General features: G+C 35.0%; 3 protein-coding genes. All 3 read left to right on the top strand.

What is annotated here, in order from left to right; genetic code table 11:
* Positions 1-164 precede the first annotated feature (164 nt).
* Positions 165-8630, top strand: coding sequence for an InlB B-repeat-containing protein (locus ACFCYN_RS09010; RefSeq protein ID WP_375948825.1), 8466 nt, complete (start codon positions 165-167; stop codon positions 8628-8630).
* Positions 8631-9023: 393 nt separating this feature from the next.
* Positions 9024-9923: a LysR family transcriptional regulator gene (locus tag ACFCYN_RS09005; protein ID WP_375948823.1), complete on the top strand. Its 900-nt coding sequence runs from the start codon at positions 9024-9026 to the stop codon at positions 9921-9923.
* A 720-nt stretch (positions 9924-10643) separates the two neighbouring features.
* Positions 10644-14837, top strand: coding sequence for a S8 family serine peptidase (locus ACFCYN_RS09000; RefSeq protein ID WP_375948821.1), 4194 nt, complete (start codon positions 10644-10646; stop codon positions 14835-14837).
* Positions 14838-14877 lie beyond the last annotated feature (40 nt).

Below are 14877 nucleotides of genomic sequence, written 5' to 3'. Positions count from 1 at the left end.
AAATTAAATCAAAAAACGCTAAATTCCCCCAATACAAGACAAGTAATTCTTGGAGTAATATTTAATTATTCAATTGTTAAGAATAGTTTTTTATTCGTGAATTTTCTGTAAAAATATTTGGCAATTGATTGTAAGTAGATGATGTATCTAATGGGGGGGAAAACATGAAAAAGAGAAAATTATCAAGAAAGAGTATGAAGCCAACTAAAAAGATGATCTCAGTCTTTGCGTTGAGTTCGATGTTTTTAAACGTTGCGATTCCTCAAAGTTTTGCAAGTTTAAATGCTGAGATTAAAACAGATCAGCAAGATTCATCGAACAATACTTTTAATGCAAAAGAAGTAAACCGTATTCTTGACAGCCTTACTGCTGAACAAAAAGCAAATATTAATAAGCTTACTGGGGCAGATAACGCTCAAAAAATTCATGTGGACAAAAAGGATTTAACAGGTTCAAAAAAGATTAATGTAATTGTTCAATTTAAAGAAGATCCAGCAAAGATCCAAATCATAAAGCAATCACTTGCGAAAGGGAGCGCAACTGCAAATAGTCAAGCATTTGCAAACGAATATTCTGATGCACAACAAAGGGTTAAAGATTCTCATGCTAAATTTAAAAGTTTTGTGAATGGACAGCCTAAGACGCAAATAGTTGGCGGGAAGTCTGTAAATACTTCTATGGGTATTACGCGTGAATTCACAGATGCCTTTAATGGAGTATCTTTAACTCTACCTGCAAATCAAGTAGAAAAGCTTGCTGAAAATCCAGATGTTGCTTCTATTTGGTCGGAAGTAGAATTTTCTGTTCCAGCAGATAATGCTTCCCAAGCTGTAGCGACAAGTAGATCTGCCGGTAAGCCAACAGGTGGGCTTTCTTATTTAGGTATTGATAAACTTCAAGCTGAAGGTAATACTGGTATCATTAAATCAGGTCCACGTGCAGGACAAAAGGTTAAGGTTGGTATATTAGATACTGGTATTGATTATAATCACCCAGATTTGAAGGCTGTTTATAAAGGTGGACATGACTTAGTTAATAATGAAGGATTAGATGCAAACGGAAACGTTAAATACGTAGATGACCATGATCCAATGGAAACAACTTATGAGGATTGGTTAGCGGATAGAGCGGATCCTGATGTAATCTCTGGGACACCTCCTGCAGATTATAAGCCATATATTACGTCTCATGGAACTCACGTTGCTGGGACGATTGCAGCGAATACAACGAATAATAATGATGTTTATTCGGCTAATGGGGTAGCTCCAGATGTAGACCTTTATAGCTATCGTGTATTAGGACCGGGTGGACATGGTACAACAGAATCTGTATTAAATGGTATTGACCTGGCAGTAAAAGATCACATGGATGTGATTAATCTTTCTCTTGGTGCAAATATTAATGACCCATATTATCCAACTAGTATCGCTATTAACAATGCTACATTAGCAGGTGTTGTCTGTGATGTTGCAGCAGGTAATGCTGGTCCTGGGCAAGCTACAGTTGGTTCACCAGGATCTTCAGCATTAGCAATTACTGTTGGCGCAAGTACGATACCTGAACAAATTGCAACAATGACAATTAAGAATGGTTCAGTTTCTTATAAAGCACGTTTATTCGGTAAAGACTTTTCACAATCAGACGATGCTTATAAAGGGCAATCACTACCAATCGTCGATGTAGGTTTAGGAAGCGTGGCAGATTATAGTGGAATTGATGTGAAAGGTAAACTTGTTCTAGTTAAGCGTGGAGTTGACTACTTACAAACAAAAATGTCAAATGCTAAAAATGCTGGAGCAGCGGGTATGATTATCTGGGATAATACGGATGATCCAGATAGCCAAGGATATATCCCTAACTACTTAGGTGTCAGTATGGATAATGTTTATTCAGTTTCATTGACACAATCACAAGGACAAGCTCTGTCAGATGCAATTAAAAAAGACCCTAAATCAGCTAACATTACTTTCCCATCTACACTTGATACACCAATTAGTAAGAGTGGAGATGAGTTGGCAAGCTTTAGTTCTACAGGTCCAGTTAAAGATTGGACAATTAAGCCTGATGTTGTAGCTCCTGGTGTTGATATTTCTTCAACAGCTCCATACGATATTTGGGAGCCACAAAACGATAAAACTCATGATTATAAACTTGCGTATCAGATTATGTCTGGTACTTCAATGGCAACACCACATGTTGCTGGGATCTCAGCTTTAGTTTTAGCTGCACATCCAGATTATACACCTGCGGATGTTAAGACGGCATTAATGAATACAGCTAAGAGTATTGACACAGATTCAAAGACTTATAGCGTATATCAAGTAGGTGCTGGACGTGTTGATCCGGCTCGTGCAATAGCAGCAGATGTTAAAGTCCAAGTTTTAGATAAAACAGTTACTTTTGACAATCCTTCAGATGCATCAACAGCTCATGAAGTTGATAACCTGACTGGAAGCATGTTCTTTGGTTTTAAAGGTAGAGGAGAAGGTGCAACGAACGGTTCTGATGATGTAGTTTCTTCAAAAGACTTTAATGTTTCAAATCTAGGAACTGGTAGTAAAACATTCAATGTAAGTACTGCATTTATTACATCAAAATTTGCTGGATCGAATAAAGTAGGTCCTGGCACAGGAAATGATGTGAAAATCGATTTTTCTGTCGATGGGAAAAATGTAAACTCTATTAATGTTGGTGGAGGAAGCACTGTTAAAGCAACGGCAAAAATTACAGTTCCGTCAAATTCATTAGATGGTACTTACGAAGGTTATATTAACCTTGTAAACTCAAAGGACCCATCAGAAACTTATCGTATTCCGTTTACGATTACAGTTGCGGAAAAAGGAATTAATAAATTCCAAGTAGCGATAAAAGCAGCGTCAGAGGGAAATCTATCTTCTTATTATTTATCGGTAAATAACGAAATGAACGACTTATATATTGCCATAAAAGACAAGGATGGAAAATATATCGGTATAGCTAACACGTTATCAACCGGTAGTAATTTGATCCCAGGTGTTCAATATGGACCACTTATAACACTTTTTAATGGATTTTACCTTCCATTTACAAAGGAATACGATGGAACATATGACAGTTCTGGCATCTCAAACAATGTGGAAGTGCTAAAAGAAGGTGCTTACTCACTGGAGTTGATCGCAACTGGTAAAGATGGAAAACGTTACACAGCGGAAGATACGGTCTATGTTGACGGTACACCACCAACAATGAAGATGGATCAGGACTCCAAGGGTGGAATATATGAAATTGATACTACAGGGTACTTGCCTGGACAAGAAATAAAAGGATTCCATGGTACAGTTTATGACTCAAACATAGACGTGATGAAAAACAATGGAGAAACGTCAGTGCCAAGCCCTAAGGATGGCGTAACGCCAGTTCCAGTTGATCAAGCTTTGAACAGTGTTATAGGTTACCAAGATAGTTCGTTCCCAACAGTTTACTTTGATACTGATGCGAAAGGTCGCTTCCATTTTGGGGTGTCTGCTGAGGATGTAGCAAATAAAATGGGTAGTGAATTTTATATTGAGCCTCAGGATTATTCAGGTGAAAGTGATGGAACTGTAAACGGACAGACTTATTTTTTCATTAAAAAGGGAAATCCGTATGTTACGTTAACTTCATCTAATGGAGTAGACGCAGGACCAGGTAACGAAGATAAATTAGTCGTTGATAATAATAAACCATTCAAAATGACAATGACAACAAAGTATGGAGTAGGAATGACCGGCGGTAAATTTTTGCTGAATAGTAACAATGTCTATGAATTCAGTAATATTCGCCTTACGGATGAGTATAAAAATTATTTAATCAGTAAAGGTATTGATCCGACTAAAGTTCTTACGGTAGGTCAACCGTATAAACATCCAACTTATGGAATTGGCTTAACAACAGATTTGACGATTTCAAATATAGGTCCAGCGGGTGCACTTGATCATGATATGCCGATTATAGAAGCAGATGTGACCTATAACAGTCCTGATCCAATAACAGGGCAATTCGAATATCAATTACTACAAGCGAATTTAACTTTGTCAGGTGAAGATACAAGAGTCCCTTGGTTCCCAACAAATGTACCTTATGTAAGACAGAATATCTCTGTACTTAGAGGGCAAGTGGCTGCGGAATCTTTCGCAAGAAATAATGTAAATAACCAATATCCTCAATTCACGGTTGATTCAGGTGCGAAGGTAACTGCTACGGATGATAAAGGTAAAAAATTTACAACGGATCAACCAACATCATTTAATAATACGATGGCTTATACGTTTATCAATCCTTATTATGCTCTGACGATGGATGTTAGTGACAAGCCGTATTCCGTTGAAGCAAGTGTACCAGGACACTTTAAAGGATATGAAAAAACACCTGTAATTGGTGAAAATAAATTCGGTTATCAATCAGGTACTGTAAAGGATATTCGAGGTCTATTCCCAATTCTTTTAGGTGGAGATGTTAACGGTGACAACGTAATCGACATGAAAGATTTGATGAAGGAAATCGATGTTTATTATCAGTATAAAAACCTAAATAATTTGAATAATCCGGCAAATAATGTAGCAAACAAAACAGCATTCTTGAACACGAACCGTGATCAAGATATTTATTGGATTAAGCCTACAGGTTCAGGTTATGGAATTGATTATAATGATTTCTATTTCATCTTTAAAAACTTTGGTCAGCAAAATCAAAGTGCAATTGATGCAGGTTTAACTGTTCCAACTGCCCAATTAACAGTAGATAAAGATACAACTTTTACAACGGACTATGCAGGATCAATCACGTTAAATGCAGGTGAAACGGCACAGCAGGTCATGCAAAAGCTTAATTTTACAGCTCCAGCACAAACAATTGCATCAACACCAAAGTTACAAGACTTGCAAAGTGGGGCAACAATCTCTCTATCTCCTACAAGCACGGTGTTTGTTGATGATGTATTATGGAGAAAATCAATTACAAAAATTATGCTAGGTTCAACGGATGTAACGAATTTAGTAACAATCAACCCGGCATATACGTATTATGATGCAAATGGTGCACAGCAAACTATGCCATCAAAAATTACGTTCCCAGGCTCATTATTCCCGACTGCAACGAATTACACAGTTACAGTGAAGGCAACAGGATACCAAGATGTTACTAAAAGTTTAACAGTATCAGCAGTACCAATTCCGACGCCATCAGTTCCAATCATCACTGACCCAACAGTAGCGCATATTGGAAAGGATTTAACATTAAGCTTCCAAGAAGATGCGAACTGGAGAAATGGAATCAATAAGGTGATTGTAACAACTACCAATGGTAAGAGCATGGATATTAGTAATTTAATCAATCCAGATTCGAATCAAAAATATTATGACATTAGTAAACCAGGTCAAATTACGTTCAATGCAAAGACATTTATGACAGATTCGACTCTTGATTCGAAAAATACTTCAACCTATGGTGCAGCGACTGTCAACCCAAGTGGAAAAAACTATCTGCCACAACTATACAGATTTACAATTGGCTCAGTAGGTGCAGATGGAACGAATTATCCAGATGTCATCGCAGGATATGATCCTGTTTACACAGGTCAACAGCCAGTTGGATATACGATTAATTTTGACAGCCAAGGTGGGTCAGTGTTAAACCAGATGGCAGTGGGATACAAAGCGAGTTCAAGTAGATCAAATGGTCCGAATAGTGATTTAATCTCAACCAACACACCTGCACCAACGAAACCTGGTTATAAATTCCTTGGTTGGTATAACGAGCCACAAGGTATAACGCAGTGGGATCCATCAGCTGTTTTAACCCAGGACAAAACTGTTTATGCAAAATGGCAAATGAATACGACTCAAAGTTATTCACCAGTTGATAAAGCGAACCCGAACGGATTAAAATTTGACGGAAGTAACTCAGCAATAACTGGAAAAGGATGGGTACTTGGTGAAGGTGATTTAAAAATCAACATCCCAGATTATTTAACGAATGTTTCTTGGTTAACTAGTAAAGATAAAATTGCAAAAATTGAAGCGAAATTTTATCAGTTCAAGAGCGATGGCTCAACTGAATCGACACCAACACAGTATACATTAGACCCAAGTACTTATAGCTTGTCGTCTAATGGAAATAACGGAGTTCTATCCTTTACAACAGCTACACATGAACAAGCTGTTAAAGCAGGTCAAACCAAGTTAGGAGAAAAGTTTGCATTCAGTGAAATGCCGTCCCTTGGAAATATTGGAGCGGTCAAAGGGTATGATTTAACTGTAACATCGACAACAGGCGAAATTGTCACAATACCAGGTGTACAACTTGGATATAGACGTCATATTGATTTAAACGGCGGTACATTAAAGAATGCAACTGACACATATCTTGCCGATATGATCGTCAATGGAAAAACAAATGCGCTAAATATGAATGCAGCTTCAACACATGTAACAAATGGAAATTTAACGATCAGTAATGACCTATATTTGGATGCAGCTAATTCAAGTGATAAGAAGTCTGATATTACAACAAATCCTAAAGTGCTTACAGATAACACTACTTTCTATCTATGTTGGATGAAAGTACCACCAACGGTAAATAAAGACGTTGCTGGAAACATTGTAGGTAGTGATATTACATTACCATTTACTGATGATGGCACATGGAAAAACAATATTAAGGCTGTGCAAATCGGCTCTAAAACATTAGTTCTAAATAATGATTACACGATCTCAAATAATAATATTACACTTAAAGCAAATCTTTTCACAGCTGGACAAAAGTTCAATGTAACGATTGTATCAGAAGGTTATAAAGATGTTGTAGTAACAGATCAAGTTGTCGGTTATACGGTAACTTTTGCATCAAATGGTGGAGATCCAGTTCCAGCTCAAATCGTAGACAGAAATGCGACAAAACCAGTTGATCCAACAAAAGTTGGCTACAAGTTCTATGGTTGGTATACAGATCAAAATCTAACAATGCCATATGATTTTGATACGATTGTAACAAAACCAATCACACTTTATGCGAAATATGCGTTAGCTGGTTCTGTTGTGACAGCAGATACAACGGATAATGTACTAGGGAACGATATGGTGCTAGAGTTCAGTGATAATGAATGGGCAAATGAGATTACAAGCATTAAACTAAATGGTAGTGCGGTAGATGGATCAAAATACAGTGTGGACAAAGTTAAACGTACGATTACCCTAGATAAGAGCTTGTTCACAAGAACGAGAGATTATACAATTACGATTAATGCTACTGACTATGCTGATGTGACAGTAGTTCAAAAAGTAGGAAATGGATATAATGTGCATTTCGTCCTTCCAGGTGATGCTCCAACTGAAGTAAAATCTGGAACAAAAGATCAAATTGTAGCACGCAGAATTACAGCACCAACTGTTCATGGCTATGAGTTGACTTGGTACGCTGATGCAGATCGTACAATCCCTTGGGATTTCACAAATTCAATTTACTCTGTAAAAACACTTTACGGAACATGGAAACCAGCAAAATACACTGTCATCTATGACACGCAAGATGCTGGACTTGTAGTTTCAGTAAAAGCTGAATACAATTCATTAATTGATGAAACAAAACCAACAAGAACAGGCTACACATTCGCTGGTTGGTATAAAGATGCAGAATTAAAAACACCATGGAACTTTGGAACTGACAAAGTATCTGGTGACATGGTTCTGTATGCTAAGTGGAATGTTAACTCTTATACAGTTCACTTTAATAGTAATGGTGGAAGCGAAGTAGCTGACAAAACGGCAAATTATAACACTGGTATCACTGCACCGACAACAACTAGAACTGGTTACACATTCGTTGGATGGTACGAGGATGCTGCAGGTAATGTTGCTTGGAACTTTGCGAAAGATAAAGTGACAAACGACACTACGTTATATGCGAAGTGGAAAATAAATTCGTATAAAGTAAGTTATGTAAGCAATGGTGGTTCTACAGTTCCTGCTCAAACTGCGAATTACAATAGCATCATTAATTTACCAAAACCAACAAAAACAGGTTATACATTTGCTGGATGGTATAAAGATGCTTCATTAAAAACGCCAGTAGGGAATTCTGTCACACTTACAGGTAATATAACACTTTATGCAAAATGGAACATTAGTACGTATACTGTTAAATTTAACAGTAATGGAGGAAGTTCAGTTACTTCCAAAACAGCAATATACAATGGGACGATTAGCCAACCGAAGTCACCAACAAGAAAAGGCTATGTATTCCTTGGATGGTACAAAGATGCTGCAGGTAAAGTAGCTTGGAACTTTGCAAAAGATCGTGTTACAGCAAACACAACAATTTACGCGAAATGGGTAGCAATTCCTGCTAAACCATCAAATGCGAAATTAACGAAAGCTGGAAAAGATTCTGTGAAATTAACTTGGTCAAAAGTATCAGGTGCAACAGGATATGAAATTGTTAAATCAACTTCAAAAACAGGATCATATTCTCACTTAACTAGCGTGACAACAACTAATTACACGAACAAAGGATTAAGTAAAGGTAAAACATACTATTATAAAATCCGTTCTTACAAAATGGTTGGGTCACAAAAAATCTATGGTGACTGGACAAGTATTATGTCTATCAAGCTATAAAAAATGAAATAATAAGCAGTTCTAATTACGCTTACTAACAAAGTCAAAAAGGGTGTTTTTGAAATTAAGAAGATGGATTAAGCACCCTTTTTGATAGAAAAACGATTTAACCAGCTTTTTTCAATTTAAAAACTTTCCCTTAAAAATAATAGAAGACAAGAATACGATTTAGGTGGTATTCTTGTCTTATTTTTTAATGTATATAAAAGGTAAATGTATAAAATATTTAGATTTATTCGCCAATAGGTCTATAAAAATTATTCGCCTATTGATACCCTTGTAGATACTTAATAAGTTAATAATAAGAAATAATTGATTTTTTTAAAAACGTTAATGTAAAATTGAAATCCCCAAAAATAGTAGATTTAGTTTTCTTAAGGAGAAATTGTAAAAATGAATTTTGATCAAATGGAACATATTGTTTATGCAGAAAAAGAAATGTCAATTACGAAAGCTGCAGAAAAATTATTTATATCTCCTTCTGGAATGAGTCAATCCATTACCCAGTTAGAAAATGAGCTTGGAATAAAAATATTTAATCGATCAAAACAAGGTGTAACACCAACTTTTGAAGGGAAAATGGTCATTTCAAAGGCAATGACATTATTAAGCACGATTAAGGAGCTTAATAAGGAAATATACGATATTAAAAATAGAAGTGAGACTCATTTAAAAATCTTAACTGCACCTACTTTTGCTTATCTACTTCAAGAAACAATGATAAAGTTTAATGACGAACAAAATGATCTTTCATTTGAATTAGTTGAAGAAAATCCAGCTAATATTATCCAAAATTTTATAAAACAAGATTATAATTTTGCACTTATTCCTGCTACATACGAAGAATTAAAAAAAGAAAGATTTATTGAATATGAGCATTTACATAAAGGACATATGTGTATTGCAGTCGGTAAGAAATCACCATTTTATACTTATGATTCTGTATCTCCTAGTGAATTGAAAAATGCCAAAATAGTTATGTACAAAAACTCTGACTATAAAGCACTAGAAAAAATTTCAAAAATGAGTTCAAACAATGTTGTTCTTAAAACAAATAGAAGTAGCTTACTTTTTGAGTTAGTAAAAGAGAGCAAAGCAATTTCGTATTTGCATGAATTTACGATTCGAAATCGGCCAATGATTCTAAGTGGAGACATTAAAATCATTCCTTTAAAGGAAAAGACTACTTTCGACGTTGACTTTTGGCTAATACATTTACAATCGAAAAGTTTATCACCATTGGCAAGAGAATTTATTGAGAAATTAAAAAAACAGTTTAATAATAGTAATTAAAAAAGATCGTGGAGGTAGTATTTTCAACTGACTACACGATCTTTTTTAAATTTTAAGAAAGTATAATTTCTCAGCGGAGGAGAAAACTCGACGCTCTACCAATTTTAGGTATAAAGAAAAAGTACAACTATGCCTCTGACTTTGCCTAAAGGCTCGTCTATCAGCGAGTTTACTTTATTTAGGAGACTTTAGTATGTGAGCTTAGAACACGATTTGTAATATATAAAAAGTACATTTTTTTAAGTGTGTATTCAACAATTAAGAATTTTTACTTACGAAGTTTAAAGGAAGAATATAGGATAAATGTAGTATTCTGAAAAAAAATAAAATGAGAAATTCGTATATTATCTATGTTATATAATGATATTTTTATTTTTCCCCCAAATGCAAGTTTATTTTTGGTAACAAAATTCTACAAATTACATTAAAAAAATTAAGAATGTATTAATGCAATCAAATTTTTCTACAATAAACGAGAGTGTTTGACATTTATTTTGAAAATAGAAAATACGAATATGACAATTGTAATAAGGAAAATATTTCAAATTTCCCCAATTTACTTCCAGTCCCCATTTCTTTAATAATAGTAATAACATAGATAGTTTGTAATGAAATCGTACAAGATTTATTGAGAGCTAATGCAGTGCTTCACAATTAAATTATCGTATCGTTATTCATGAACACTAACATATGTAATAAACAGGGGTATGGAGGATGAAAATGGGGAAAAAGTCTTACAATCGTAAAATTGTTAAAAGCTTATCTTTAGTTGCTCTATCATCTAGTTTTATTTTGGGATCTATTGGGCATTTAGATCTTACAAAAGCTGCAGGCTATTCAAAGACTGAAGATATTCTTGCAAACTTAACTCCACAACAAAGAGATGCACTTAACCAGCTTTCAGCTAATGAAGAAATAGGTCTACAAATTCCGGCTGATATTGATCAAACGTCTACTGAACAAACATCAGTCATCGTACAATTTGCAAATCAGCCTACAAAAGTTGCTCAGCTTCAAGCGAGTCTTGAAGGGCAAACGTTAACGACAGATGAATCTACAAAATTAATTGATCAAGATCATCAAACGTTTAATCAAGATGTAGATCAACTATTAATTGATGACAATAATAAGAAGGTAGATTATAAGATTACTCGTTCATATAAAAATGCTTTTAATGGTGTTTCTATGAACCTACCAGCTAATCAAATAAAAAATCTATTAAAATCTAAAGCAGTTAAAACAGTTTGGAGCAATGAAACGTTTTCAGTTGAACCACCAACTACAGATGATAACGAACAATTAAAAGCTGATGAAGCAAAAGTTGGAAACTACACGCCTTATGATGGTTTAGATCGCTTACATGCAGAAGGATTCACAGGTAAAGGTATTAAAGTAGGTATTCTGGATACGGGTATGGATTATAATCATCCAGATTTAAAGGATGCTTATAAGGGCGGATATGATTTCGTCGACAATGATAATGATCCAATGGAAACAACCTATGCTGATTGGAAGAAATCAGGACAACCAGAAACTAATTCTAGTAGTGGAACTACTTATTATACAGAACATGGTACACATGTTGCTGGTATTATCGGTGGTCGTGGTAAAGCGGATAGCGAATACAAAATGCTTGGTGCAGCACCAGAAGCGGCTCTTTACTCTTACCGTGTTTTAGGTCCATATGGAAGCGGAACAACTGATGCGATCATGGCTGGGATAGATCGAGCAGTGAAGGATGGGATGGATGTTCTTAATCTGTCATTAGGCAACTCGTTAAATGATCCACTTTATGCGACATCAATTGGTATAAACAATGCTGTTTTAAGTGGTGTGACAACAGTTGTTGCTGCGGGTAATTCCGGAGATCAAATGTATACATTAGGATCACCAGGTGCTTCTGCATTAGCGTTAACAGTTGGTGCATCATCAATTTCACTTAATGCATATCAATATGCAGGTGTGCAAAATGGTACAAATTACACGTTAAGGCAGTTAGCAAGAAATTACTCTGATGATTTAACTCAATTAAAAGGAAAAACATTCAAATTAGTAGACGTAGGTCTAGCTAGAACAACAGCTGATTTTACCGGCAAGGATCTAAATGGAAATATTGCATTAATTAAGCGTGGAACGAATGCATTAATTGATAAAATTAAAAATGCAAAAGCAAGAGGCGCAGTCGGAGTCATTATGTATAACGATGAGCTAAACCAAGCTGAAGGCCCAATTAATGCATTTTTAGGTGAATCCGTCGATGCAATTCCATCGTTTACAGTATCAAACAGTGATGGGAAACAAATTTTAGCAGCGCTTCAAGGAGGTAATGCAAACTTCTCGTTTGGGGACTATTCAATAATCCATTCAACTAGCGATGAATTAGCTGCGTTCAGTTCAAGAGGTCCTTCTCGTGTAAACTATGATATTAAACCAGAAGTTACAGCACCTGGTGTTTCGATTATGTCTACTGTTCCGTTTTATGTAAACAATAAAACAGTAGATGGTTCAAAACCAGAAGATTATAAATATGCATATGAACGCTTATCTGGAACTTCAATGGCAACACCTTATGTTGCTGGGGTATCTGCATTGTTATTACAGTCGAACAAAGATTTGCAACCAGCTGATGTAAAATCAATCTTAATGAACACAGCTGATTCTTTATCAAAAAATTACAGTGTGTTTGAAATTGGAAGCGGACGAGTTGATGCTTATGAAGCTATCCACTCAAATGTGGAACTACAAGTTAATGATAAAACTCCGACAATAAATGATAAAGGTAAATTAAAAACGATTAAAGAATTAACAGGTGGCATTAGCTTCGGTTCATTTGGATTTAATGACCAAGATATTACTGATGACCGAACTGTTACATTGAAAAATAGAAGTGAAAAAGCGAAAACATTTAATGTAAATGTTAAATTCCAAACTGGTTTAAGAGGATCATTAGATGCTGCTAAAAATAATGTAACATTAACTGGACCAACTTCAGTTAAATTAAGTGGAATTAGCTCAAAGAATATTAAGTTTAATTTAACTATTCCTAAAACAGCAGAAAAAGGCACATATGAAGGATATATCGTTTTTACAAATGCTGCTGATCCGACTGAAACTTATCAAATTCCATTTGGTGGACGAGTAGTAAATGAGGGGATTGATACACTTACAATCATTAATCCTATGTATTCAGGTGATACGGCTGTACCAGATAGAGCACAAACATCAATGAATTTTAAAACATCATTAAAATCTCATATGAGAACGATCGATTTCGTAGTCCAAGATGCAGACACTGGTGAAGATGTAGGTTGGCTTGCATCATATGATACGCGTGGTTTACCTGAAAATATAGTTTCTGGAGTACCAAATGGCTTTAATGGGTATTATTACCCGTTCACTGGTGATTCAAAAAATCCTATTAGTGATTTCCCTGTACTAGCGAAAACAGGACACTATAAATTAAGAATGATTGGTACAAATGATCAAGGTAAAACATTCTCTAAATCAGCTGATTTCATTTATGAAAAAGGCCAACCAACGATGACTTCAAGCTTTGATTCATTAGATCAAAAAGTTATTGAGTATAAAGACAGTCAATTTGATTCAAAAGGACAATTTTTGTATGACTTTAATATCAATGTTTATGATCCTGAAGTAGCAGATGCAAATCGAGCAGGAATTCCAATTGATCAGTCTAGCAATCAAGTTCGTGTATATAACTATAAGGGTAATCCATATCCTCCAATAAACACAGATAAAAATGGAGACTACAAAGATCAAATACAAGTACTAAAGGGGATATTTCCTTATAAAACATCGTTTTATGCAAATGATGCTGCAAGTAACTTTACATCAAATGCTCAAGCATTTTTAAAACCAGTGTTTGTTCCTGAAACCTATCCATATTATTACTTAAAAGCAAATAAAAAAACAGCTTCGACTGGAGATACAATTAATTATTCTCTTCGCTCAAATAATATGAAAAATTTAAAAACCGCGAAGATTATAGTTCCGATCTTAAGGGAAGATAATAGAGACTTAGGAACGATTAAAAATGTCGTTGTAAGTGATGCCGTAAAGCAATACGGTGATGCACAAGTATCTGTTACATCAGAAACTTCACAATACTTTACAAATTATACAATTACGTTTAACTATTTAGGTAATACACCTTTACCAGAAGATATGAAATTAGTCAATTTCGACTTAGTAACTAATAAAGAATATTTGACTGATTTCCCAGCATACGCGTATGGCATGGAATTTACTGGATCGATGACTGATCAATCAAATGTAGTAACAAATAAAGTGTACAGTTATATGGAAACAATGAATTTAAAGAAAACTTATTCTCGATTTGAGAGTCAAATGAAATTAGAAGGAGCGCTTGATCCTGCTACTGGTGGGACGAACTTCAAATTAGATCAGCAAAAAATTGGTGCTAAAGTAACTGTTACTTCATATGATGGAAAAGATGTTGTGGATGCTTACTTTGTAACTAAAAATGGAAATTATATCGCACAACCACTGAATGTTGATACAAAACCTTATACAATAAAAATAGATGCTCCAGGTCATTTTACAGTGTATAAGCAATTTGTAATGTCAGATGAAGTTCGAGGAGAACAACTGGGCAGAAGATTACAATTTGGCATACCTTATACAAAAGCTGGGGATACAAATAAAGATAATGTTATTGATATTTTAGATGCATTAAATTTACAAACTTATTGGGGTAAGAGCCACTCAGGTTCTGATTTGAACTTCGATGGTGTAGTAGACAAAAAGGATATGGATTACGTTGTAAAAAACTTTGGTTCACAAAATAGTTCGGTACCAAATCCGCCTAAAGCTAAGACTTCTTATAAAGGTGTAACTTTAGATAATGTTTTAACTCAATTAGGATTAAAGTAAGATATTAGAAAGAGAAGCCAATAATTTGGCTTCTCTTTTA

Origin of the sequence: Gottfriedia sp. NPDC056225 (genome assembly GCF_042267765.1) — a bacterium.
In the GTDB taxonomy this organism is placed as follows: domain Bacteria; phylum Bacillota; class Bacilli; order Bacillales; family Bacillaceae_G; genus Gottfriedia.
Note: the sequence above shows the minus strand (reverse complement) of the source record. Positions and strands in the feature narration are given on the sequence as shown.

Bases quoted from the DNA above. Each gene is read 5' to 3' on its own strand.
- ACFCYN_RS09005 (WP_375948823.1), top strand. From the start codon at position 9,024: ATGAATTTTGATCAAATGGAACATATTGTTTATGCAGAAAAAGAAATG.
- ACFCYN_RS09000 (WP_375948821.1), top strand. From the start codon at position 10,644: ATGGGGAAAAAGTCTTACAATCGTAAAATTGTTAAAAGCTTATCTTTA.
- ACFCYN_RS09010 (WP_375948825.1), top strand. From the start codon at position 165: ATGAAAAAGAGAAAATTATCAAGAAAGAGTATGAAGCCAACTAAAAAG.